At 66.0% G+C, this 23,219-nt stretch carries 26 protein-coding genes and 1 pseudogene; 16 read left to right on the forward strand and 11 right to left on the reverse strand.

Going from position 1 to position 23,219, the window contains the following annotated elements:
• Positions 1 to 19 precede the first annotated feature (19 nt).
• Entirely contained in the window at positions 20 to 178 is a 159-nt protein-coding gene (locus U8L64_RS10885; RefSeq protein WP_167136399.1) for a hypothetical protein, read from the reverse strand.
• Between the two features lie 25 nt (positions 179 to 203).
• Positions 204 to 440, reverse strand: coding sequence for a hypothetical protein (locus tag U8L64_RS10890; RefSeq protein ID WP_077683542.1), 237 nt, complete (start codon positions 438 to 440; stop codon positions 204 to 206).
• 127 nt (positions 441 to 567) lie between these two features.
• Here U8L64_RS10890 and U8L64_RS10895 point away from each other — a divergent pair, with 127 nt between their 5' ends.
• From U8L64_RS10895 to U8L64_RS10915, 5 genes are all read left to right on the forward strand, one after another.
• On the forward strand, positions 568 to 897 hold the full coding sequence (locus U8L64_RS10895) for a thioredoxin family protein (protein ID WP_102827336.1): 330 nt from the start codon (positions 568 to 570) through the stop codon (positions 895 to 897).
• Positions 898 to 1,016: 119 nt separating this feature from the next.
• The gene (locus U8L64_RS10900; RefSeq protein ID WP_155552145.1) at positions 1,017 to 1,388 is read left to right on the forward strand and encodes an ArsC family reductase; all 372 of its coding nucleotides are present in this window, start codon (positions 1,017 to 1,019) and stop codon (positions 1,386 to 1,388) included.
• A gap of 44 nt (positions 1,389 to 1,432) precedes the next feature.
• On the forward strand, positions 1,433 to 2,467 hold the full coding sequence (dapD, locus tag U8L64_RS10905) for a 2,3,4,5-tetrahydropyridine-2,6-dicarboxylate N-succinyltransferase (RefSeq protein ID WP_155552143.1): 1,035 nt from the start codon (positions 1,433 to 1,435) through the stop codon (positions 2,465 to 2,467).
• Between the two features lie 64 nt (positions 2,468 to 2,531).
• Positions 2,532 to 3,737: an aminotransferase class V-fold PLP-dependent enzyme gene (locus tag U8L64_RS10910; RefSeq protein ID WP_333397196.1), complete on the forward strand. Its 1,206-nt coding sequence runs from the start codon at positions 2,532 to 2,534 to the stop codon at positions 3,735 to 3,737.
• On the forward strand, positions 3,734 to 4,144 hold the full coding sequence (locus U8L64_RS10915; protein WP_156716413.1) for a SufE family protein: 411 nt from the start codon (positions 3,734 to 3,736) through the stop codon (positions 4,142 to 4,144). Before U8L64_RS10910 ends, U8L64_RS10915 begins: the two co-directional genes overlap by 4 nt.
• An 18-nt stretch (positions 4,145 to 4,162) precedes the next feature.
• Here U8L64_RS10915 and U8L64_RS10920 read toward each other — a convergent pair whose 3' ends face one another.
• The 3 genes from U8L64_RS10920 to U8L64_RS10930 all read right to left on the reverse strand — a co-directional run bounded on the left by U8L64_RS10920 (position 4,163) and on the right by U8L64_RS10930 (position 7,110).
• Complete coding sequence (locus tag U8L64_RS10920) at positions 4,163 to 5,284, reverse strand: beta-ketoacyl-ACP synthase III (protein ID WP_043296044.1); 1,122 nt, start codon at positions 5,282 to 5,284, stop codon at positions 4,163 to 4,165.
• A gap of 252 nt (positions 5,285 to 5,536) precedes the next feature.
• Positions 5,537 to 6,460: a c-type cytochrome gene (locus tag U8L64_RS10925; protein WP_333397201.1), complete on the reverse strand. Its 924-nt coding sequence runs from the start codon at positions 6,458 to 6,460 to the stop codon at positions 5,537 to 5,539.
• 11 nt (positions 6,461 to 6,471) lie between these two features.
• A complete protein-coding gene (locus tag U8L64_RS10930; RefSeq protein ID WP_003288186.1) occupies positions 6,472 to 7,110 on the reverse strand; it encodes a c-type cytochrome in 639 nt (212 codons plus the stop codon).
• A 232-nt stretch (positions 7,111 to 7,342) separates the two neighbouring features.
• On the opposite strand from U8L64_RS10930, the gene U8L64_RS10935 reads away from it, so the two are divergent.
• Positions 7,343 to 7,876: a hypothetical protein gene (locus tag U8L64_RS10935; protein WP_054093772.1), complete on the forward strand. Its 534-nt coding sequence runs from the start codon at positions 7,343 to 7,345 to the stop codon at positions 7,874 to 7,876.
• On the opposite strand, the gene U8L64_RS10940 is transcribed toward U8L64_RS10935, so the two are convergent.
• Positions 7,877 to 8,089, reverse strand: coding sequence for a DUF3820 family protein (locus U8L64_RS10940; protein ID WP_054093861.1), 213 nt, complete (start codon positions 8,087 to 8,089; stop codon positions 7,877 to 7,879).
• Between the two features lie 333 nt (positions 8,090 to 8,422).
• On the opposite strand from U8L64_RS10940, the gene U8L64_RS10945 reads away from it, so the two are divergent.
• Both U8L64_RS10945 and U8L64_RS10950 read left to right on the forward strand, forming a co-directional pair.
• A complete protein-coding gene (locus U8L64_RS10945) occupies positions 8,423 to 9,775 on the forward strand; it encodes a cytochrome B6 (protein WP_234303389.1) in 1,353 nt (450 codons plus the stop codon).
• A gap of 136 nt (positions 9,776 to 9,911) precedes the next feature.
• Positions 9,912 to 10,433, forward strand: a complete 522-nt coding sequence (locus U8L64_RS10950; RefSeq protein WP_333397208.1) for an ankyrin repeat domain-containing protein — start codon at positions 9,912 to 9,914, stop codon at positions 10,431 to 10,433.
• A 25-nt stretch (positions 10,434 to 10,458) separates the two neighbouring features.
• Here U8L64_RS10950 and U8L64_RS10955 read toward each other — a convergent pair whose 3' ends face one another.
• The 3 genes from U8L64_RS10955 to U8L64_RS10965 form a co-directional block, all read right to left on the reverse strand.
• Positions 10,459 to 10,644: a diguanylate cyclase domain-containing protein gene (locus U8L64_RS10955; RefSeq protein ID WP_333397211.1), complete on the reverse strand. Its 186-nt coding sequence runs from the start codon at positions 10,642 to 10,644 to the stop codon at positions 10,459 to 10,461.
• Between the two features lie 74 nt (positions 10,645 to 10,718).
• Positions 10,719 to 11,438: an SIMPL domain-containing protein gene (locus tag U8L64_RS10960; RefSeq protein ID WP_043296035.1), complete on the reverse strand. Its 720-nt coding sequence runs from the start codon at positions 11,436 to 11,438 to the stop codon at positions 10,719 to 10,721.
• Between the two features lie 49 nt (positions 11,439 to 11,487).
• A complete protein-coding gene (locus tag U8L64_RS10965) occupies positions 11,488 to 11,817 on the reverse strand; it encodes a hypothetical protein (protein WP_333397215.1) in 330 nt (109 codons plus the stop codon).
• Between the two features lie 309 nt (positions 11,818 to 12,126).
• Between U8L64_RS10965 and U8L64_RS10970 the strand changes: the two genes are divergently transcribed.
• The 3 genes from U8L64_RS10970 to U8L64_RS10980 all read left to right on the forward strand — a co-directional run bounded on the left by U8L64_RS10970 (position 12,127) and on the right by U8L64_RS10980 (position 16,028).
• Complete coding sequence (locus U8L64_RS10970; RefSeq protein WP_333397217.1) at positions 12,127 to 13,695, forward strand: TerC family protein; 1,569 nt, start codon at positions 12,127 to 12,129, stop codon at positions 13,693 to 13,695.
• A gap of 432 nt (positions 13,696 to 14,127) precedes the next feature.
• Positions 14,128 to 15,360 carry a dicarboxylate/amino acid:cation symporter gene (locus tag U8L64_RS10975; protein WP_138299455.1) on the forward strand — a complete coding sequence of 411 codons (1,233 nt, stop codon included), beginning with the start codon at positions 14,128 to 14,130 and terminating at the stop codon, positions 15,358 to 15,360.
• Between the two features lie 5 nt (positions 15,361 to 15,365).
• Positions 15,366 to 16,028 (forward strand): potassium channel family protein, encoded by a 663-nt coding sequence (locus U8L64_RS10980; RefSeq protein WP_043296030.1) that lies wholly within the window; start codon positions 15,366 to 15,368, stop codon positions 16,026 to 16,028.
• Positions 16,029 to 16,070: 42 nt separating this feature from the next.
• Here the strand turns inward: U8L64_RS10980 and U8L64_RS20360 are convergent, their stop codons facing one another.
• On the reverse strand, positions 16,071 to 16,937 hold the full coding sequence (locus U8L64_RS20360; RefSeq protein ID WP_442965286.1) for a methyl-accepting chemotaxis protein: 867 nt from the start codon (positions 16,935 to 16,937) through the stop codon (positions 16,071 to 16,073).
• Positions 16,932 to 18,092 (reverse strand): annotated as a pseudogene (locus tag U8L64_RS20365) (nitrate- and nitrite sensing domain-containing protein); the annotation flags it as partial. The pseudogene U8L64_RS20365 and the gene U8L64_RS20360, both read right to left, overlap by 6 nt.
• A 370-nt stretch (positions 18,093 to 18,462) precedes the next feature.
• On the opposite strand from U8L64_RS20365, the gene U8L64_RS10990 reads away from it, so the two are divergent.
• From U8L64_RS10990 to modC, 5 genes are all read left to right on the forward strand, one after another.
• On the forward strand, positions 18,463 to 19,689 hold the full coding sequence (locus U8L64_RS10990; RefSeq protein ID WP_165595245.1) for an MFS transporter: 1,227 nt from the start codon (positions 18,463 to 18,465) through the stop codon (positions 19,687 to 19,689).
• 216 nt (positions 19,690 to 19,905) lie between these two features.
• Positions 19,906 to 20,685: a TOBE domain-containing protein gene (locus U8L64_RS10995; RefSeq protein ID WP_193749384.1), complete on the forward strand. Its 780-nt coding sequence runs from the start codon at positions 19,906 to 19,908 to the stop codon at positions 20,683 to 20,685.
• An 11-nt stretch (positions 20,686 to 20,696) separates the two neighbouring features.
• Positions 20,697 to 21,449, forward strand: coding sequence for a molybdate ABC transporter substrate-binding protein (gene modA / locus U8L64_RS11000; RefSeq protein WP_333397229.1), 753 nt, complete (start codon positions 20,697 to 20,699; stop codon positions 21,447 to 21,449).
• A gap of 4 nt (positions 21,450 to 21,453) precedes the next feature.
• Positions 21,454 to 22,134, forward strand: coding sequence for a molybdate ABC transporter permease subunit (gene modB / locus U8L64_RS11005; protein WP_043296026.1), 681 nt, complete (start codon positions 21,454 to 21,456; stop codon positions 22,132 to 22,134).
• Positions 22,131 to 23,219 carry a molybdenum ABC transporter ATP-binding protein gene (gene modC / locus U8L64_RS11010; protein ID WP_333397232.1) on the forward strand — a complete coding sequence of 363 codons (1,089 nt, stop codon included), beginning with the start codon at positions 22,131 to 22,133 and terminating at the stop codon, positions 23,217 to 23,219. Before modB ends, modC begins: the two co-directional genes overlap by 4 nt.

Below are 23,219 nucleotides of genomic sequence, written 5' to 3' on the forward strand. Positions count from 1 at the left end.
CTGCAACCGCCCGCTGCGTTCAGTAGACGCCGGGCGGTATGGCGTCCTTGCCGTAGTTGCGCAGCTTCTTCAGATTCTCCGGCTTCATGTGTTCCGGCAGATCGGCCTCGCGCCGCTCCTCGTCCGGCTCAGTCCGCTCGGACCGTTCTGGTTGGTGCTGCCTGTTCTGTTCGCTCATGTCAGACTCCTCGCCTTCAGTGGGCCTACCCTTCCCAGATCGGTTCGCCGTCGGCATCGATCTCGCGCAGCCTGTTCAGCGCGGCCTCGGCGACACTCTGCGCCTCGGATTGCAGATCGAACCGGCGCCCGTCCGCTACTTTGACTATATGCACGTGCTCGTCGCTGTCCCGCCGCTGTACGGCGATGATCGCCTGATAGCCATCCTCCAGCGGGATGGCCGATGACAGCGCCTCGAAATGTTCGAAATGTCTGCGTGCCATGAAGTGCCCCGTCGTTGCGATTGTCACCAATGGACAACAAGACGCTGGTAAAAGATCGCCGACCCGGCTCGAACGCGCCCGCCGTGCCACGCTCTGAATACAACCATAGCCCTGCCGGAGAAGACCGATGACCATGACCGAAGAATATGCCGCGAGCGAACCCAGCCGCGCGGCGGTCGATGCCCTCGACGGGCTGACACTGCTGGAGTTCGGCGCACCCTGGTGCGGTCATTGCCGTGCTGCCCAGCAACCGCTGGCACAGGTTCTGGCCGAGCGTCCGGCGCTGCGTCACCTGAAGATCGAGGACGGCCCCGGCCGTCCGCTCGGACGCTCGTTCCGCGTCAAGCTGTGGCCCACACTGATCCTGCTGCACCAGGGCGTCGAGATAGCACGCGCGGTTCGCCCAACCACCGTCGATGCCATCGAGCAGATCCTCGGCAATGCCGGCCAGGCCTGAGCCGCGCGACATTTCCGGTCACACCCGCGGCGGCGCTCCGAGACCGGCGCGCACCGACATACAACAGCCGGGCATGGCATAATCCGCCACCGGTTTTGCAGGAGTTTGGAGAGGCATCCATGCCCAATGACAACCAGGGAATTTGCCTGTACGGCATCAAGGCCTGCGACACGATGAAGAAGGCGCGCAGCTGGCTCGACGAGCAGCACGTGGACTATGCCTTCCATGACTACAAGAGTGCCGGCATCGACCGCGCTCACCTGCAGGCCTGGTGCGAGGAACATGGCTGGCAGACGGTGCTGAACCGCGCCGGCACGACCTTCCGCAAGCTGGATGACGCACAGAAAACCGATCTCGACCAGGACAAGGCCATCGAACTGATGCTGGCCCAGCCGTCGATGATCAAACGCCCGGTGCTCGACCTGGGCAGCCGGACCCTGATCGGCTTCAAGCCCGATCTCTACGCCGCCGCATTGGCGAACACGAACTGACAGCGGCCCGTCGGCACGGACCGCCACACGAAAAGGATTCTTTTATGTCTACCACTCTCTTCAGCCTGGCCTTCGGTGTCGGCACCCAGAATCGCCAGGGCGACTGGCTGGAAGTCTTCTACTCGCTGCCGCTGCTGCAACCGGCCGGCGAGCTGGTCGCGGCGATCAGCCCGATCCTCGGCTACACCGGCGGCAACCAGGCCATCGCCATCACCATCAACCAGGCCGCCGAGCTGGCCGATGCGGTCAAGCCGCTGGATGCCAAGCAGCACGCACTGCTCACCCGCCTGGCCGAGAGCCAGCGCCCACTGGTGGTGACGCTGCTGGCCGAGGATGCTGCGCCGACCTCAACGCCCGAGGCCTACCTCAAACTGCACCTGCTCTCGCACCGCCTGGTCAAGCCGCACGGCCTGAACCTCTCCGGCATCTTCGCGCTGCTGCCCAACGTCGCCTGGACCAGCCAGGGCGCGGTCGATCTCGCCGAACTGGGCGAGCGCCAGCTGGAAGCCCGCCTGAAGGGTGAGCTGCTGGAAGTCTTCTCGGTGGACAAGTTCCCGAAGATGACCGATTACGTGGTCCCGACCGGTGTGCGCATCGCCGACAGCGCCCGCGTGCGCCTGGGCGCCTATGTCGGCGAAGGCACCACGGTGATGCACGAAGGCTTCATCAACTTCAATGCCGGCACCGCCGGCCCGGGGATGATCGAAGGCCGCGTGTCGGCCGGCGTATTCGTCGGCAAGGGTTCGGACCTCGGCGGCGGTTGCTCGACCATGGGTACCCTGTCCGGCGGCGGCAACATCGTAATTTCCGTGGGCGAAGGCTGCCTGATCGGCGCCAATGCCGGCATCGGTATCCCGCTGGGCGACCGCAACACCGTCGAATCCGGTCTGTACATCACCGCCGGGACCAAGGTCAGCCTGCTCGACGAGAACAGCCAGCTGGTGCAGGTGGTCAAGGCACGCGATCTGGCCGGTCAGCCGGACCTGCTGTTCCGCCGCAACTCGCAGACCGGCGCGGTGGAGTGCAAGACCCACAAGTCGGCGATCGAGCTGAACGAAGCACTGCACGCGCACAACTGAGCGCCGACCAGGGTTACCGGTGCGCTTGTCGCCCGGTAGCCCGCGCACCACGCCGAGGCCAGACATGATTTTGCATTCCCCCTGGCGTGCCGACTTTCCGGCCCTGGCCGTGCTCGAAGCCCAGGGCCAGACCTATCTCGACAGCGCCGCCACCGCACAGAAGCCGCAGGCGCTGATCGACGCGCTGACCGGCTACTACACCTGCGGCGCCGCCAACGTCCACCGTGCCCAGCACCAGCCGGCCGAACGCGCCACGCGCGCCTTCGAGGACGCACGGGTCAAGGTTGCGCGGTGGTTAAATGCCGCCGGCCCGACCGAGATCGTCTTTACCCGTGGCGCCACCGAGGCGCTGAACCTGCTGGCCTACGGGCTGGAGCATCTGCTGCAGGCCGGCGACGAGATCGTCATCAGTGCACTGGAGCACCATGCCAATCTGCTGCCCTGGCAGCAGCTCGCGCTGCGCCGGGGTGCCCGTCTGGTGGTGCTGCCGCTGGATGATCAAGGCCTCATCGACCTGTCGGCCGCGGCGGCACTGATAGGCCCGCGCACACGCCTGCTGGCGGTGAGCCAGCTATCCAACGTTCTGGGCAGCTGGCAACCGCTGCAGGCACTGCTGGCGCTGGCCAGGGCGCAGGGCGCGCTGACCATCGTCGACGGCGCGCAAGGCATGGTGCACGGTCGCCACGACCTGCAGACGCTCGCCTGCGATTTCTACGTGATGTCCAGCCACAAGCTCTACGGTCCGGACGGCGTCGGCGTGCTCTATGGCCGTGGCGAGTCGTTGCTGCAGCTCAGGCACTGGCAGTTCGGCGGCGAGATGGTGCGCATCGCCGAGTACCACAGCGCCGAGTTTCATGCGGCGCCGCTGGGCTTCGAGGCGGGCACGCCGCCGATCGCCGGGGTGATCGGCCTGGGCGCCAGCCTGGATTACCTCGCCGGATTGGACGCAGCAGCGGTCGAGGCGCATGAACAGGCGCTGCACTACGGCCTGCTCGACGGCCTGCGCCAGCGCGAAGGCGTGCGCCTGCTCGGCGCGCCCAGCGTCGCGCTCGCCAGCTTCGTCGTCGACGGCGTACACCATGCCGATCTGGCGCACCTGCTCACCGAGCAGGGCATCGCCGTGCGCAGCGGCAACCACTGCGCGATGCCGCTGATGAAGGAACTGGGCCTGAGCGGCGCGATCCGTGTATCGCTCGGTCTGTACAACGACGGCGGCGACCTGCGGCGCTTCTTCGAGGCGCTGGATCGCAGCCTGGAGCTGTTGCGATGAGCGCCCTGCCCTCGCGCGCCGAACAGGCGCTCGCCGCCTTCGGCGCCGCGCCAGGCTGGGAGCAGCGCGCACGCCTGCTGATGCAGTGGGGCGAACAGCTGGAACCACTCGCCGACAGCGAGCGCTGCGAGGCGAATCGGGTCCGTGGCTGCGAAAGTCAGGTCTGGCTGGTCGGCGAGCGGCGCGACGGCCGCTGGCATTTGCGCGCCAGCAGCGATGCACGCCTGTTGCGCGGCCTGCTGGCGGTGCTGCTGGCCCGTATCGATGGACTGGAGGACAGCGAACTGGCGCGCGTGGATCCGAACGCGTGGTTCAGCGAACTCGGGCTGGCGCGCCAGCTGTCACCGTCGCGCAGCAACGGCATGCATGCCGTGCTGCAGCGGGTGCGCGAGCTGACGGCGGGCTGAAGCCGCCGTCGGGATAACTCAACGCTTGCGCAGGATCACGCTGCCGATCGAGTAGCCGGCGCCGAACGAGCTGAGCACCCCTAGGCTGCCGCTGGGCAGGTCATCCTGGTGCTTGTGGAAGGCGATCACCGAACCGGCCGAGCTGGTGTTGGCGTAAGTGTCGAGAATCACCGGCGCTTCCTGCTCGGTAGCGTCTCGGCCCAGCAGCCGGCGCACGATCAGGTGGTTCATGTTGAGGTTGGCCTGGTGCAGCCAGAAGCGCTTGACCGACTCCACCGCGATACCGCTTTCCTGCAGGTGCGCACCGATCAGTTCGGCGACCATCGGGCAGACTTCCTTGAACACCTTACGGCCTTCCTGGATGAACAGCTTGTCCGGATCGTCCTTGTGCTCTTCGGCGGCGCGGTTGAGGAAGCCGAAGTTGTTGCGGATGTTGTTGGAGAACTCGGTCACCAGCTTGGTGCTGACCACATCCCACTGGTGTTCGGAGGTCGCCAGATCGGCACGCTCGATGATCACCGCGGTGCAGGCGTCGCCGAAGATGAAATGGCTGTCGCGGTCGCGGAAGTTCATGTGGCCAGTGCAGATTTCCGGGTTGACCATCAGAATCGCCCGCGCCTGGCCTAGCTTGACGCTGTTCACCGCGTTCTGGATGCCGAAGGTCGCCGAGGAACAGGCCACGTTCATGTCGAAGCCGAAGCCCTTGATACCCAGCGCGGCCTGCACTTCGATGGCGATGGCCGGATACGGCCGCTGCAGGTTAGAACAGGCAACGATCACGCCATCGATATCGGCGGCCGTCTTGCCGGCCCGCGCCAACGCCTCTTCCGCCGCCTTGACCGACATTTCGCAGAGGATCGACCATTCCTCGTTGCTACGCTCGGGAATGCGCGGAACCATGCGCTCGGGATCGAGAATGCCGGTCTTGTCGGTGACGTAACGGCTCTTGATGCCCGAGGCCTTTTCGATGAAGGCTACGCTCGACTCGGCCAGCGCTTCGACCTCACCGGCGGCGATGGCAGCCGCGTGGTCGCTGTTGAAGCGCTGCACGTAGGCGTTGAACGACGCCACCAGTTCTTCGTTGGAAATGCTGCTGGCAGGGGTGTAAAGGCCGGTACCGCTGATGACGACGTCGTACACAGTCGTTCCTCTTGAATGATTGGCTGATCGTTTCTCTAACGTTCGGAGCGCGTCGACCACGGCCGTACGAGTGCTCCCAGCGCCGGGGTTAATGCCGGCTATTGTGCATTAAAAGTCCGAAGAATCCGCAACCTGGCAGCGAAACCAGAGGAAAAACCGACAATTACGCAACACCTGACCGTGACCGCCCGGTCGCAAAACAAAGAAGGCGTCTTGCGACGCCCTCTTTGTGTATAGACCAACCAGTCGGATTCACTTGATGCCCTGGCCGAGCAGCACGCCATTGACCTCCTTGCCGTACAGATTCACCCCGTCGTTGGCGTGGTATTTGTCGCGGGTCTTCGCGATCGATCCCTCGATCAGCCGCGGATCCTGCGGGCGCTCATGGCTGTTCATGAAGGCGGCGACGTTCCACGCCTGCTCGTCGGTCAGCGAGCCGCCCTTGCCCAGCGGCATGCTCTGCTTGATGAATGCCGCGGCGGTGTTGATGCGGTGCATCCCCGCGCCCCAGTTGAACGAGTCCTTGCCCCAGAGCGGCGGGAACACATAGCTGCCGCCCGCCTTCTGCCCCTCGCCATTGGCGCCGTGGCAAACCGCGCACTGCTCGACATACACCTGCTTGCCCTGGGCAATGTCGTAACCGGCCTTCGGTTGCGGGATCTCGGGGTAGGCGCGGCCAGGCAGTTCCTGGCCGGTCGGCGCGCCCGTAGACAACCAGTAGGAATAGGCCGTCAGCGCGTTGATCACATGGCTGTCGGCCGCCGGCGGCTTGCCGTTCATGCTGAACTGGAAGCAGCCCTGTACGCGTTCGGCGTAGCTGTTGACCTTGTCGTTCTTCTTGCGATACGCCGGGTACATCGGATACGCACCCCACAGCGGCGCAGAGTTGGCCTTGCGTCCCTGGTCGAGGTGGCAATTGGTGCAGTTCATGCCATTGCCGACGTATTCGGCAGCGTACTTCTGGGTATCGATGAAGATGGCACGGCCATCCTGCACCAGCTTGCCGAAGGCATTGTCCGGCAGGTCCTTCTCATGCGGCGGCTGGAAAAACGCCTCGCTCGGCGCCTTGCTGGCGCTGGCAACCAGTTGCGACTGGTCGTCCATGCGGATTTTTTCGGCGGCCTGCAGCGGCGCACCAACAGCCAGAGCCAGGAGCGCTGGGATAAGAGTGTTCATCGGCAGTCTCCTTATGGCTGGCTCAGATTGGCGAAATATTCCGAAACCGCTTGGACTTCGGCATCGGTCAGCCCGCGGGCGACATGGCCCATCAGGTCATTCGGATCGTTCTTGCGCGTCCCCTGGCGCCAGGCCTGCAACTGGCCAGCAATATATTGCGCGGGCTGCCCCGCCAGCGCCGGGAAGGCGTCACCCACGCCGATGCCGCTCGGCCCGTGACAGGAAACACATTCGGGGATGTTGCGCGCCCAGGCACCACGTAGCGCGAGCTGCGCGCCGAGGTCATCGGCCTTTTCCACCCGCGTCACCAGCGGCACGTCGACGGCCGGCAGCGCAGCGAGCATGTCGGTCACCGCGGTGATCTCCTCGTCCGTCAGCGCGGCCGCCAGCGGCTGCATCACAGGTGCGCTGCGCGCACCGCTGCGGATGTCCTCCAACTGCTTGCGCATGTAGGCGGCGGAAAGTCCTGCCAGGCGCGGAAAACCACTGGCCGCCATCCCTTCGCCATTGGCGCCATGACATGTCACGCATGCCAGTGCAGCCGGATTGGCGCCCCCCTGGCTGTAGATTTTCTGCCCATCGGCAGCGTGCACCTGCAACGCAAGTATCAGTGCACCGGCGCCGGCCAGCGCCCTGCTTGGAATTTTCATGCAACCCTCATCAGCGTTTATTTTCTGATTTCTTCTGCTCCAGCGCCGTCAGGCAGTGCGGCAGTCTGTCGCAGCGACCCGAAGCTAACACAGGCATAACCCTTCAGCCAGTAACGGAATAAACTTAGAACCGTTGAGAATATATCTTTGTGCCCTATACCCCCTGGGGCATGATCACGCGGTAGCCGGCTCTGTCTCGGTTATGCTTGCGTCCCCTGACCAGGACTGCCCCATGAAAGACCAACTCGAAGAATTGCTTCGCCTGATCGGCTCTGGCTGCATGAGCGACGAAGAAATAGCGCGGATCGCCGACGAAGCGGCGCAGGCCTATGCCGACCCGGCGGCCTTTCTCGCCGCAAACCCGGACATCAACTATGACGACGACTTCCCCATCCCACTGGGCGAATGGGTGGTCGTCGGCAGCCTTCCGGAAACCGTGCTGTTCCAGGCCGACGATTACCAGCAGCTGTTCGAGCGCATCGTCGCGTCGTTCGGTCCGCAGGTCTCGTTCGTGCTCAAGGCCAAGCAGCTGGCCAAGACCGAGCCGCTGAAGGCGCTTAATCGCATTCAGGTGCAGCTGAGCAGCCTCTACCCGGAGAAAGGCGGCTACGTGCTGGTGGATTTCAGCGAACCGCTGGACGACGAACTGCAGGCCGTACTGGTCTACAGCTGCGATGTCGAACGGGTGATGCAGCTGGCGGTGGAGGTCGGCATCTATGCCGCACCGGCGCTCGATGCGCTCAAAACCGAACTCGAAGAGGAGTGATCAGCCCCGGCGCAACGGCTCGAGCAGCGGTTTGAGACCGTTGTGATCGATCTCCTGCATCAGCGCCAGCAGGCGACCGATGTCGCCGGGCGGAAAGCCAACCCGGGCGAACCAGTTGAGGTAGTGCCCGGGCAGATCGGCGATCACCCGGCCCTTGTACTTGCCGTAAGGCATGGTCTGGGTGACCAGACGCTGCAGGTCTTCGGGTTTCATCGAGGCGCTCGGCTTGGCGGGACGGCAATACTGCCACAGGACCGCGGCGGGCCGTTCGCTGGCCACTGGCCTTTTATCGATTCGGCATAAACGCCCGCCGCAGGTACTCGGCCGTAAATATGGCAGCGCGCCATCCTTCCCGGTAACCCCGGAAATAGACCGGTTGATCGCTGCTCGCCGAGGTTCCAGGCAATCCTTCAATCGGCATCATAGGCATTGTCTATTTTTCGTTGTCCGCGAGTTGACCTAGGCCTTCAGACGGCTTACCCGTCCACTTGCGGAGAACAATAAATGAACGCACCACTTACGTACGGCGGCCTTTTCGCGCTGGCCATGAGCCTCGCGTTGCCCGCCGTGCAGGCCGCCGAAACCGACAGCATCCCCACCAGCTACTCGCCGGTGGTCATCGCTGAGCGCTTCGACACGATCATGCAACGCATGGCCGGCGAGAAGGCCGGCATCATGCAGCGCCACCGGGAACTGCTCGAACAACGCTACGACCTTGCCGACAAGCCCGCCGACGGCGTGAAGATGACGCGCGGCAAACCGGTCCAGAGCGGCGTGCGGGTCAAGCTGGCGGACGGCACGAGCTGGGACGAGCTGGCCGGGCTGAGTCCCGAGCAGATTCGCGAGCAGCGGCGCTTTCCCCTCGGTTTCATGCCGCTGCCGCACCCCAATCACCCCGAAGGCGGCATGGTCTTCCCGCAGTTCCAGATCGACGAGGTGAAGAAGCTCGAGAACCGCGACCTGACGCGCTTCGACCTGGATTTCGACCTGCCCGAGCATTTCCTGCCGGAATTTCCGGCGCCGATCTTTCTCACCACCCGCCCCGACCTTGGCGACGTGTCCCAAGGCAAGCTGGTCAACATCCGCAACTACTTCGAGCTGTTCAACGGCATCCTCAATCCCAAGCAGCTCGAAGGCCTGCGGCTGCTGGTCACGACCTTTCCGCAGCAGCAGTTCAACGCCACCGACGACCGTCGCAGCGAGCACCCGCACCCCGGCGTGGCCTGCCTGGACTGTCATGCCAACGGCCATACCAATGGCGCGACGCACCTGGCCGGCGACGTGCGACCGCAGCCATTCCGCCACCGCATCGACACGCCAACCCTGCGCGGCGTCAACATCCAACAGATCTTCGGCTCACAGCGCGCACTGAAGACGGTGGAAGACTTCACCGAGTTCGAGCAGCGCGCAGCCTACTTCGATGGTGACATCGTGATGGCCGCGAAGAAGGGCGTGAACGTGCTCGAACGCGGCAGCCAGGTGCACTTCATGGGCGAGTTCCAGGCGCTGCTGGACTTCCCGCCGGCACCCAAGCTGAACGTCGAGGGTCGTCTCGATCCGACCAAGGCCAGCGAGCAGGAGCTGCGCGGCGAGCAGGTCTTTCATGGCAAGGGCGCCTGCGCCGGTTGCCACGTACCGCCCTACTACACCGATAACCTGATGCATGATCTGCAAACCGAGCGTTTCTACGAGCCGCAGGAATACAACGGTGTGATGGCCGTGGGCGACGGGCCGATCAAGACCTTCCCGCTGCGCGGCATCAAGGAGTCGCCGCCGTACCTGCATGACGGCCGCCTGCTGACCCTCGAAGACAGCGTGGAATTCTTCAACCTGATCTTGCAGCGCAACCTCAGCCAGCAGGAGAAGGCCGATCTGGTCGCCTTCCTGCGCACGCTCTGAGGCACCGCTTATCCGGCGCCTCTCGCGGCGCTGGATAAAGCGCGGCTATCCACGGCATAGGCAGACTCCGCTTGGCCGGCGCCGTGCTGGCGGCCGACAATGAGCCCATCGCCAGCCGAGCACCCAGGATCCGAACATGCAAGCGCCCAAGCCAACCCCCGAACTGGACGACGCCACCCTCGCCTTCGCCGAACAGGTCTTCGACTGCGCGCGCCAGGGCGACAGCGACCGGCTGAGCGAACTGCTCGCCCAAGGGCTGCCGGCCAACCTGCGCAACCATGCCGGCGACAGCCTGCTGATGCTCGCCAGCTACCACGGTCATCTCGACACCGTGCGCCTGCTGTTGCAGCACGGCGCCGATCCGCAGCTGCGCAATGCGCGCGGCCAGACGCCACTGGCAGGCGCCGCGTTCAAGGGCGACCTGCCGATGATCCGCCTGCTGCTGGAACACGGCGCCGACGTCGAGGGCGCATCCCCCGACGGCCGCACCGCGCTGATGATCGCCGCGATGTTCAATCGCAGCGAGATCGTCGAATTCCTGATTGCCCAGGGGGCCGATCCGCATGCCCGCGATGCGGGCGGCGCGACGGCGCTGGCGGCTGCGTCGATGATGGGCGCGACCGACACCCAGGCCCTGCTCGCCCGGCTGAGCGGCTGAGCGGCTGAGCGGCTGAGACGCAGGCTTAGAGCGCGACGACCAGCGGAGCCTCATGCGATACCCACGGCGACGCGACGCTGATGCGATTGCGTCCGTCAAGCTTGGCCGCGTACAGCGCCCCATCGGCGGCGTCGATCCGTTCCAGCGCATCCTGCATGCCCGACTCGAAGGCCGCGACACCGATACTCAGGCTGGTCGATAGCTGCGGCATGATAGGAACGGCCAGACCTCAATGCAGCCCATCGCCATGACACCAAACCATCGCCGAACGACGGTGCGGCACGGTCAGTCCAGCGCGTACTGGAAGGTGCTGACCACCCGCAGGCGCTTGCCGATGGTACGGCCGCTTTCCATGTCGCTGCCGTCGTCGTCGATGACCCGGATCACGCCCTGGTTGGCGTTGCGCAACTCGCCCAGCCGTGCGCCGGCATCGTCCGCGAAACGCGTCGCCTGTTCGCGCGCGTTGGCGGTGGCCTGCTGCAGCAGAACGGGCTTGAGTTCGTTGAAGCCGCGCAGCTGGTAGCGCGGCCCGGTGGCGCCGCCGCTTTCGCTGTCCAGCTGCACGCCGGCCTGGATCAGCGGATCGAGCGCATTCGCCGCCGCGGCCACCGCATCGACCCGCGCGGTCTTGACCAGCACCTGACCCTGGCCGTTGAAGCGCAGCGCCACTTCCTGCGAACCCCATTCACGCGCCAGCAGATCCTGCACCTGCAACGGGCGCACTTCGATCTCCGCCTCGTCGAAGCCCTGCTCGCGCAGAAAGGCAACCACCGCCTGGCGATCCCCCGCCAGCCGCTGCTGCAGCTCGGCAAAGTCATCGCCACCGCGACGAAAGCCGAGCGTCCAGATCGCGAAGTCGCTCTTCACGTCCATCTCCGCGAGGCCCTTGACCGTCACCGAGCGATCGGCGAGGCGAAAACGCTCGACGCCCTGCCCCACCGACCACCCGGCAAACGCCACCGCCGCGGCGAGCAGCGCCGCCGAAAAGAATCCCACACGCACCATGACGCCTCCTCCTGTTGGCCGCCTCGCCGCGCCGGCAAAGCGCTGCCGATCAACCTCGTCCCATTCGCTCCAACGCTTCCAGACGAACCGCCAGATGCTGTTCCAGCTCGCTCAGACGCCGCTGCAACGCCGTGCGCTCGTCTTCCGTCAGCGCTTCCTGCAGCCGTTCGCGCAAGCGGACGCGCTCGTGCAGCAGATCGATTTCCCGTGGCGGCACACCCGCGCTCTTCAGCACCTGGAACGGCAGGCGCAGCCCTTGGGGCGTCTGCAGCCAGGCGTTGTCGATCGGCAGCGGCGCGCCGCGGGAAGTGACGCCGCGCTGCCATTCGGCGACCTGCTGCGCGATCCGCCGTTCGATGTCCTGGTCGATGGTGCTCATTTGCGCTGCTCCGCCAAAACCTGTCGCAAGCCTATCGCAGCGCGCGCGGACTGCAACGACCGAAGATTGAAAACCTCTGTAACCAATCGCCGCTGACGACTGCCGCCGCGGACTTTATTCTGGCGCCTCCTTTGTCCTGAAAGAGCTGCATGAACATTCCCTGTACCCAGCCGCGTTCGTCGCCCCTGACGAATGCGGCGCCCGTCTCCGGCTTCGGCCACGCAACCACTTCACTCTTAGGCCCGGCAGCAGTTGCCCGGCACCGCGCACGCCAGGTGCGCTATTTCCTCACCACACGAGGCCCCATCGATGGAATGGCTCGCTGATCCCACGGCCTGGCTAGGCCTGTTCACGCTCATCGTCCTGGAAATCGTCCTGGGTATCGACAACCTGGTATTCATCGCGATCCTGGCGGACAAACTTCCGCCGGAGCAGCGCGACCGCGCGCGCGTCATCGGCCTGAGCCTGGCGCTGGTGATGCGCCTCGGCCTGCTGGCGAGCATCGCCTGGCTGGTCACTCTCACCGAGCCGCTGTTCGAGATATTCGGCAAGAGCTTCTCCGGGCGTGACCTGATCATGCTCGGCGGCGGCCTGTTCCTGCTGTTCAAGGCGACGATGGAGCTGCACGAGCGCCTCGAAGGTCGCATGCAGCAGCACAGCGGCAGTAAGGCCTATGCGCGCTTCTGGCCGGTGGTGGCGCAGATCATCGTGCTCGACGCGGTGTTCTCGCTCGATGCGGTGATCACCGCCGTCGGCATGGTCGAACACCTGCAGGTGATGATGATCGCGGTGGTCATCTCGATGACCCTGATGCTGCTGGCAAGCAAGCCGCTGACTGCGTTCGTCAACGCGCGGCCGACGGTGATCATGCTGTGCCTGGGCTTTTTGATGATGATCGGCTTCAGCCTGACCGCCGAGGGCTTGGGTTACCACATTCCCAAGGGCTACCTGTACGCGGCCATCGGCTTCTCGATCGCCATCGAGTTCTTCAACCAGCTGGCCCGCGCGCGCCGCAAGCGCAGCCTGCAGGGCACCCGGCCGCTGCGCGAACGCACCGCGCATGCGGTGCTGCGCCTGCTCGGCGGCAAACTGGAAGCCGACGAGGTGGACGACGAGATCGCCGACATGCTCGGCCCGGACGGCGCCGCCGCCACGCCGTTCAACCGCCGCGAGCGGGTGATGATCAGTGGCGTGCTGCACCTGGCCGAGCAGTCGATCCGCACGGTGATGACCGACCGCATGGAGGTGGATCGCATCAACCTCGACGACGAAACGGCAAAGGTGCAGGCCGGGCTGCTCAACTCGCCGCATTCACGGCTGGTGGTCACCCGCGACGACGCACCGGACGAGCCGCTGGGCTACGTGCACAAGAAGGAACTGCTGCGTGCCCTGCTCAACGGCCAGACGCCGGACATCGAACCGCTAGTGCGCACGCCGATCAACCTGCCCGACAGCTGCACCGTGCTCAGCGCCCTGGAACAGATGCGCCAGGCCTCGACGCACGTTGCCTTCGTGGTCAACGAATTCGGCGGCTTCGAGGGCCTGGTGACGCTGACCGACATCCTCGAAGCCATCGCCGGTGAACTGCCGGATGCCAGCGAAGTGGAAGGCCCGGACATCGAGCCGGTCGACGGCGGCTATCGCGTCAACGGTGCGGTCAACCTTGCGGTGCTGCGCGAGCGGCTGGGGTTCAGAGCGGCAGTCACCGACGATTACCAGACCCTGGCGGGGCTGGTGATGAGTCTGCTGGATCGACTGCCGATGATCGGCGATCAGGTGGAGCATGCCGACTGGCGGCTGCATGTCACCGAGGTGAAGGAGCGGCGGGTGACTGGGGTGCTGCTCAAGCGCATCGAGGCAGCCGACCAGGTGGGGTAATTGGCGCCTCTGGGACTCGAACCCCGAACCGTAGGGTGGAAAACCGCACAGCGTTTTCCACCGGGAGTGGCGCGACCGCTTGCGTCTGACGTCACGCTTTCCTCGGCTCGGCGTGCTGGTTGCGCGAGGCATGGACGCCGAGCGAGTCAGGAAGGAGCGTGCCCCTGGAGCAATGCCGGAGTGAGGGAAGCCTGGTCGCGCAGCGGCCAGACCCGAATGCAGGGGTGGCCTTCTCTTGATTACTTTTGCTTGGCCCAGGCGGCGTTCCGCGGACAAGAGAACGTGACGCGCCGTGCAAGGCGCAACCTGTAGCTCCAGTCACCGGTAGCGCTGCGCTGTTCCCCCACCGCTCTGTATCATTCCCTCCGAGCGAACCGCGCCCCAAAGCACCGGTCTGCTCATCGCAAGAACAAGAAACGACAAGGACACCCCATGCCCAGTCTCAACCTGCAGATTCTCGTCGCCGCCTGCCTCGGCGTGCTGATCGGCTGGCTCGTTGGCGGCCAGCCCGAGGAAGCCGCCCTGCGTGAAGGCACGCTGTATGCCGCCGGACTGGTCTCCAGCGTGTTCATCGGCATGCTGAAGATGGTGCTGATCCCGCTGGTGTTCACCTCCATCGCCGTCGGCGTCGCCAGCCTGCAACAGCACCAGCAGGTCCACCGGGTGTGGATCACCACGCTGATCTATTTCACCAGCACCACGGCGCTAGCCATGCTGCTGGCGCTGACGGTGGCGAACATCTTCAAGCCAGGCGCCGGGTTGTCGCTGGACCTGTTCGCCGACCAGCTGGCGGATTTCCAGGCAAGCCAGCTGACCCTGCCGGAGTTCTTCCAGCACTTCTTCGCCGGGCTGTTCCAGAACCCGTTTGCCGCCTTTGCCGAGAACAACGTGCTGGCGGTGGTGGTCTTCGCGCTGTTCGTCGGCATCGCGCTGGTCGCCGGTGGCGAGCGCTACCGCAACATCCTCAACGTGCTGCAGGAATTTCTCGAGATGCTGCTGCGCATCGTCGGCTGGATCATGTGGCTGGCGCCGCTGGGCATCCTCGCGCTGCTGATCCGGCTGGTCGCCGAGCAGGACGCCGCGCTGCTCTCGGCGGTAGGCGGCTTCGTCATGCTGATCTTCGCCACCACGCTGTTCCACGGCGCGGTGGTGCTGCCGCTGATTCTCTACTTCACCACCGGTCGCTCGCCGCTGTGGTTCTGGCGCGGCGCGCGGGATGCGCTGATCACCGCCTTCGCCACCAGCTCCAGCTCGGCAACGCTGCCGGTGTCGATCCGCTGCGCCGAAGAGAACCTCAAGGTAGAAAAACGCTACGCCGGCTTCGTTCTGCCGCTGGGCGCAACCATGAACATGGACGGCACCGCGCTGTATGAGGCCGCCGCGGCGCTGTTCGTCGCCAATCTGGTGGGCGTCGACCTGACGCTCGGCCAGCAGGCCGTGGTGTTCTTCACCGCGATGGTCGCCTCGGTCGGCGCGCCGGGGATTCCCAGCGCCGGCATGGTGACGATGGTGATGGTGCTGCAAGCGGTCGGCCTGCCGGCCGAGGCCATCGCCATTCTGCTGCCCATCGACCGCCTGCTGGACACCATTCGCACGGCGATCAACGTACAGGGCGACATCACCGGCAGCGTGGTGGTGCAGCGCCTAGCCGGGGAACGGGCCTGACGATCATGAAGCGCCATAACCCGTTCCACTACGTCGTGCAGTACCCGTCCGCCGGCCTGCTGCTGATTCAGCTGCTGGGCATCGTGCTCTACCCGTTCATGGAGGGGCTGCCCGAACCGCGCGCGTTCTTCGGCGCGTTCAGCGCCATCGTGCTGGTCTCGGCGCTGCGCATGGTGCGTCGTGGCCCGACGCTGCAGGGCGTGGCCTTCGGTCTCGCGGCGCTGATCGTCACGCTGAACGTGGTCGGTGTGTTCGTCGAGCGGCCGGGGCTCGATCTGTGGCTATTCGCCCTGGAGGCCGGCTTCTATTTCTATGCGACCGTCAGCCTGATCGGCTACATGAACGAAGACCAGCGCGCCACCACCGACGAACTGTTCGCCGTGGGCGCCACCTTCACGCTGCTGGCATGGGCCTTCGCCTATGTCTTCATGGCCTGCCAGATGCTCTATCCCGGCAGTTTCACCGGCGCCGCGCAGCCGGATTCGCCACGCAGCTGGATGGAGATGCTGTTCCTCAGCGTCACCCTGCTCTCCGGCGTCGGCCTGGGCGACATCCTGCCCGTGACGCCGCAGGCGCGTGCAGTGGTGATGCTCGAGGAAATCGCCGGGGTGATGTACATCGCCCTGGTGGTGTCGCGTCTGATCGGTCTGACCATCGTGCGACGCTGAACATCGACGGCGCCGCTCGGCAAAGCCGGCGGCGCCGCATAATCAACTCGCCTTGAAGCGACTGACGTTGTCCAGCAGCGTCCCGGCCAGGTCGCTCAGGCGGCTGGCGGTGTGGTGGTTGGTGCCAACCGCCTCGCCGTTCTCCTCGGCCATGCGTGCGATGGTGCTGACCTGCTGGGCGATCTCGGCGGAAGCGGCGCTCTGCTCGCGCAGCGCATGGGAGATTTCCGCCACGGTGTCGAGCACCTGATTGGCCGCCTCGCGAATACCGCCCATCGCCTCGCCGGCCCGCTGCGCACGGGCAACGCCTTCGTTGACGCGCACCACGCCCTGCTCCATGCCCTGCACGGCACCCTCGGTGCCCTGCTGGATCGCGGCGACCATCTGCGAGATTTCCTTGGTCGACTGGGCGGTGCGCTCGGCCAGCTTGCGCACCTCGTCGGCGACCACCGCGAAGCCGCGGCCCTGCTCGCCGGCGCGCGCAGCCTCAATCGCCGCATTCAGCGCCAGCAGGTTGGTCTGCGCGGCAATATCGCCAATCACCCCGACGATTGCCGAGATCTGCCCGGAGCGCTCGCCCAGCTCGGCGACGGTACGCGCCGAATCGCCCACCGACACCGCAATCTGGCTGATTTCCTCGACCACCGCCGCAACGATCTCGCCGCCCTGGCGCGACAGCTCGCCGGAACGGTGCGCCAACGCATCGGCATCGCCGGCGTTGCGCGCGATGCTCTCGATGCCCACGGTCATCTGCTCGACCGCCGCCGCCATGCTCGCCGCGGCATCGCTCTGGCACTGCGAGGCGACGTGAATCTGCCCGGACGCCGCGACCAGACTGCGTGCCGAATCGGCGACATGGTCGGAGTTGTCCTTGATATTGCCGATCAGCCGGCGCATGGCGTCGGCCATGTCGTTAAAGCTGCCGGCCACGTAGCGCAGCTCGTCGCGTGCCGTCAGCTGGATATGCGTGGTGAGGTCGCCGGCGGCGAGCTTCTCGCTGCCTTCGCGCAGGCTGCGGATGCTGGTCATCACCGACAGGTAGGCGCCGACCGACAGGTAGCCGATCACCGCGAGCACACCGGCCAGCACGGCGAGGTTCAGGTACAGCACCTGGCGGGCGTCGGCGATGCGCTGGTGCAACAGCTGGTCGAGGGTCGGCAGCAGCACGTCGTGCATCTGGCTGTAGCCGATGCCGATGGCCTCGGTCGCCATGTCGAAGAACTGCACCGAGGTGGTGCTGGTGAAGTCGCCTTCGAAGACCAGCGCATGCATGACGCGCTCGATGTTCTGGCCGCGCTCGTCCATCGCCGTCACCGCCTCGGTAAGGCGCGTACGCAGCTCCGGGCGCAGCGCGACGACCTTGTCCAGGCTGTCGCGCATGTTGCCGGTGGCGGTCTTGATCTGCTCGCTCAGCACGATCAGCGCGGTGCGCCGCTGATCGTCGACGTTGCCCTGCGCCAGCGCGGCCGCGCCGCTGCCACGCAGCTGGCCGATGCGCTCGATCAGGCTGGGCATGTGATTCAGCGCGGCGGACATCAGGTAGAAGGTTTCCGCCTCGGGATCGAAGGTCAGGCCATAGGCATCGGCCAGCTGGGTCTGGAAGCTCAGCAGCTTGCCGATCAGCGCGGTGTGCGCCTGGAAGTTGCGACTCTGCGGCCAGCTCAGGCCGTCACGACGGATCTCGTCCCAGGCCTGGCCGATCCCCTGCCATTGGGGTAGTGCGCGCTTGTCCTCAGCCAGCGTGCGCTCGAGCAGCGCCAGCGCCGCCTCGATATCCGTCTCACGCTCGCTGCGGCGCGTGGCCAGCGCGCTGTTTCCACCCAGCAGCATCGACGACATGCCGCGGTGCTGCTGCACCAGTTCCACCAGTTTGGCCATCGGTCGCGACAGCGAAGAGGCGACCAGCTCGTTCTCCGAGCGCTCGATGGTGCGATTGAGCTGGCCGGCCAGGCTCAGCATCAGGCTGGCGAAGATGGCGGTGACCAGCAGCCCGAGCAAGCCGAACTTGATCGGATAGCTGAGCCGGTTCATCAGAGCTTCGGCGGGCAGGAAGAGCTTTTTCATGGAGTGGGTCCTGAAGGGGTCGCAGGCGCTGCACGAAGCCGCTCGAGCCCTAAGGCTGTGATCACCGGCTCCGGCAGAACATCCAGTTTCAGGCGCCAAAATACGGACGTGACCAGACAGTCTCCCTGACCGGAATCAAGGATGCGGCTCGCAAGATGGCTATCCGCCATACCGCTTGTCCGATAGGTCAGAAAATGCACTGCCAACATCACCAAATGCGACCATCCAACCTTTTCGCCGATTGCGCCGAACTCCTGCGCGCCCCTGCAATCCATTCAGCCTGAGCCGGCGGCAGGCACGGCAACCAGAGCTTTACCACCACGCCAGCCGGTGAATAATGCCGGCCCTTTGCATTCGCTTCGAGGTGACCATGACGGCGCAAGCCACCGCAACGATGCCAGCTCTTTCCGCTCGCGCCGTACTGCTGATCGAACTGGCGCTGGCCATGGGTGGTTTCGCCATCGGCACCGGCGAGTTCGCCATCATGGGGCTGATGCCCGAGGTCGCCCGCGGCCTGGCCATCAGCGAGCCGCAGGTCGGTCATGTGATCAGCACCTACGCGCTCGGCGTGGTGGTCGGCGCGCCGTTGTTGGCGATCCTCGGTTCGCGGCTGTTCCGCCGTCACCTGCTCTTGCTGCTGATGGGCTTCTTCGCTCTGGGCAACTTCGCCAGCGCCCTGGCGCCGGACTATCACACGCTGATGGCCTTCCGCTTCGTCACCGGCTTGCCGCACGGCGCCTACTTCGGCGTGGCGATGCTGGTGGCAGCCTCAATGGTCGCGCCGGACAAACGCGCCCAGGCCGTGGCCCGGGTGCTGATGGGCCTGACGGTGGCGATCCTGATCGGCAACCCGATCGCCACCTGGCTCGGCCAATGGCTGAGCTGGCGCTACGCCTTCGCTCTGGTCGGCGCCATCGCGTTGCTCACCGTGCTGCTGGTGGCGCTGTTCCTGCCACTCAATCAGGACGAGCCGCGCAACAGTCCGCTGCACGAGATCCGCGCGTTCCATCGGCCGCAGGTCTGGCTGGCCCTGGCGATCAGCTCGATCGGTTTCGCCGGCATGTTCTGCGTGTTCAGCTACATGGCTCCGACGCTGCTGGAAGTCACCCGCGTCAATGCCGGCTGGATTCCCTTTGCCCTCGCCGCGTTCGGCCTCGGCGGCATCATCGGCAACGTCGTCGGCGGCTGGCTGTTCGACCGCCTGCGCTTTCAGGCCGTCGCCTGGCTGTTGCTGTGGAGCGCGCTGGTGCTGCTGGTATTCCCGCTGGCGGCGCATTCGACGTGGACGATCTTTCCGGCGGTATTCGCGGTGGGCACCATGGTTTCGCTGTCGCCGGCTCTGCAGACCCATCTGATGGACGTCGCCGCGGATGCCCAGACGCTCGCCGCGGCCTCCAACCACGCCGCCTTCAACATCGCCAACGCCCTCGGCCCCTGGCTCGGCGGCCTGGCGATCAGCGCCGGTTTCGGCTGGACCTCTACCGGCTACATCGGCGCAGCGACTGCGGTCGGCGGCCTGCTGGTGTTCGCCTGGGCCTGGAAGCTCCAGGCGAACGCACAAACGAGCGGCGAACCGCGCACACCGTGTTGCGGCTGAGCGTAACGCGGCCGACGACGCTGCCCCACGCTAGCACCGGCTGACGGGTATACCTCCGCAGCGCTATATACAAAACGATATAGCGCGCTCCAGAATGCCACCTTTCCCAGCAGCAGCGGATCGCTCATGAGCCGTTCTTCAGGTGACACGGAATCGAGCAGGTTGCCAGCCGGCTCGGCGGAGCAAACAACGGGTGAAGCACACCTGCCTCTGCGCGTGGACGGCCAACTCTGGTTCAACCGCGGCGACAAGGGCTACCTGGGTGGCAAGCGCATCGACCTGCTGGAGCAGATCGAGGCCACCGGCTCCATCACCCGCGCCGCCAAGGCGATCAAGCTGAGCTACAAGGCCGCCTGGGACGCGGTGGATGCGATGAACAACCTGTCCGAACGGCCGCTGGTGATACGCACCGCCGGCGGTGCCCAGGGCGGCGGTACGCAGCTGACCGATTTCGGCCGCGAGATGCTGCATGTCTGGCGGCGCATGCAGGCCGAGTATGAACGCTTCCTCGCCCAGGTCGCCCAGGGCGTCGAGGGCTTCGACGACATCGACCGGCTGCTGAGGGCCATCGCCATGAAGACCAGCGCACGCAACCAGTTTCGCGGCCGCATCACCGCCGTCAGCAAGGGCGCCGTCAATGGCAGCCTGAACCTGGACATCGGCGCCGGCCAGACCATCACCGCCACGCTGACCAACGACAGCATCGACGAGCTGCAGCTCGAAGTCGGCAAGACCGCCATCGCACTGATCAAGGCCAGCTTCGTGCTGCTCTCGCCCGACCCGCAGGTGCAGATCAGCGCGCGCAACCGCCTGACCGGCACCATCAGCGCACTGCTGCCCGGCGCGGTGAACAGCGAGGTCAAGCTGCTGCTGCCGGGCGAGCGCACCCTCGGCGCGGTGATCACCAACGAAAGCGCCGAGGAATTGGGCCTGGCGGTTGGCCAACCATGCACGGCGCTGATCAAGGCGTCCCACGTCATCATCGCCATCGATTGAAAGGAGTCGATATGCGCCCCCTTCTTCACCTGTGCAGCACCCTGCTGCTCTGCCTGCCCTTCACCGCCAGCGCCGACGAGGTGCGGGTGGCGGTAGCCGCCAACTTCACCGCGCCGATGCAGAAGATCGCCGAGGCCTTCGCCCGCGACACCGGCCACCGTGCCGTGCTGGCCTTCGGCGCCACCGGCAAGTTCTACGCGCAGATCAACAATGGCGCGCCGTTCGACGTGCTGCTGGCGGCCGACGAGCAGACCCCGCAGCGCCTCGAAGACGAAGGCCAGGGCGTGGCGGGCAGCCGCTTCACCTATGCCGTCGGCAGCCTGGTGCTATGGTCGGCGCGCGAGGGTTACGTCGATCCGCAGGGCCGCGTGCTTGCCGACGGCGACTTCCGCCACCTGGCGCTGGCCAACCCGAAGACCGCACCCTACGGCGCCGCGGCGCTGCAGACGCTGGAGAAGCTGGGCCTGCGCGAACGCCTGCAACCGCGCTTCGTGCAGGGCGAGAACATTGCCCAGACGCACCAGTTCGTCGCCAGCGGTAACGCCGAGCTGGGCTTCATCGCCCTCTCGCAGGTGATCGAGGACGGGCGCATCGCCCGCGGCTCGGCCTGGCGGGTACCCGCCGATCAGCACCAGCCGATCCGCCAGGACGCCCTGCTGCTGCAACGTGGCGAACACAATCCGGCGGCACGCGCGCTGCTCGATTACCTCCGGAGCGCCAGCGCCGTCGCGCTGATCCGCGCCTACGGCTACGAGGTGCCATAAACCAATGATGCTCGACAGCGTCGACCTCGCGGCGATCTGGCTGACCGTGAAGCTGGCCAGCACCACCACCGTGCTGCTGTTGCTGCTCGGTACCCCGCTGGCGTGGTGGCTGGCGCGCACGCATTCCAGGTGGCGCGGGCCGATTGGCGCGGTGGTGGCGCTGCCGCTGGTGCTGCCGCCGACCGTGCTGGGCTTCTACCTGCTGGTGGCGATGGGGCCGAACGGGCTGCTCGGCCAGCTCACCCAGAGCCTGGGCCTGGGTTTACTGCCGTTCAGCTTTGCCGGCCTGGTGGTCGGCTCGGTGCTGTATTCGATGCCCTTCGTCGTGCAGCCGTTGCAGAACGCCTTCGAGGCCATCGGCGATGCGCCGCTGGAAGCCGCCGCGACGCTGCGCGCCAGCCCGTGGGACAGCTTCTTCAGCGTGGTGCTGCCGCTGGCGCGGCCGGGCTTCGTCACCGCCAGCATCCTCGGCTTCGCCCATACCGTCGGCGAGTTCGGCGTGGTGCTGATGATCGGCGGCAACATTCCCGAGAAGACCCGCGTGGTTTCGGTGCAGATCTACGATCACGTCGAGGCGATGGAGTACGCCCAGGCCCACTGGCTGGCCGGTGGCATGCTGCTGTTCTCCTTTCTCGTGCTGCTGGCGCTGTATGGCAGCCGCCAGCGTCAGGGGTGGCGCGGATGAGCGGCGTCCAGGCAATTCGCGCCCGCCTGCGCGTGGACTACGCCGACTTCCGCCTGGACGTCGACCTGGCGCTGCCCGGGCGCGGCGTCACGGCGCTGTTCGGCCACTCCGGCTCGGGCAAGACCACGCTGCTGCGCTGTGTGGCCGGGCTGGAACGCGGCGCCAGCGGACACTTGGAGATCAACGGCGCATGCTGGCAGGACAGCGCCCGCGGGCTGTTCGTGCCGCCGCACCGGCGCGCCATCGGCTACGTGTTCCAGGACGCCAACCTGTTCACGCACCTCTCGGTGCGGCGCAACCTGGAGTTCGGCATGAAGCGCGTGGCGGCGGAGGAACGTCGCGTGGCCTGGGATCAGGCAGTGGACCTGCTGGGCATCGGCCATCTGCTCGAGCGCATGCCCGCGCGGCTGTCCGGCGGCGAGCGTCAGCGCGTCGGCATGGCCCGCGCGCTGCTCACCAGCCCGCGCCTGCTGCTGATGGACGAACCGCTGGCGGCGCTGGACCTCAAGCGCAAGCACGAAATCCTGCCCTATCTCGAACGCCTGCACGACGAGCTGGACATTCCGGTGCTCTACGTCAGCCACTCACCGGACGAGGTGGCTCGGCTGGCCGATCATCTGGTGCTGCTCGACCAGGGCCGGGCCATTGTCCAGGGCGAGCTGCGCGAGACGCTGGCACGGCTCGACCTGCCGACCGCCTTCAGCGACGACGCCGGCGTGGTGGTCGAAGGTGAGATCGCCGGACACGACCCCGCCTATCACCTGACCCGGCTGGTATTTCCGGGCGGCGAGGTGCTGGTTTCGCAACGCCCGCAGGCCATCGGCCAGCGCCTGCGTTTTCGCGTGCACGCGCGCGACGTCAGCCTGGCGCTGGAGCGTGCCGAAGGCAGCAGCATCAGCAACCTGCTGCCGGCCCGGGTCGAGGCGCTGGCGGTGGCCGACACCCCGGCGCACGTGCTGGTGCGCCTGGATGCCGGCGGCACGCCGTTGCTGGCACGCATCACCCGGCGCTCGGCGGACCAGCTCGGCGTGGTTCCCGGCAAGGCGCTGTGGGCGCAGATCAAAACGGTGGCGCTGCTGGGCTGA

It is taken from the genome of Pseudomonas sp. FIP_A4 (assembly GCF_036701605.1).
GTDB classification, from domain to species: domain Bacteria; phylum Pseudomonadota; class Gammaproteobacteria; order Pseudomonadales; family Pseudomonadaceae; genus Stutzerimonas; species Stutzerimonas phenolilytica.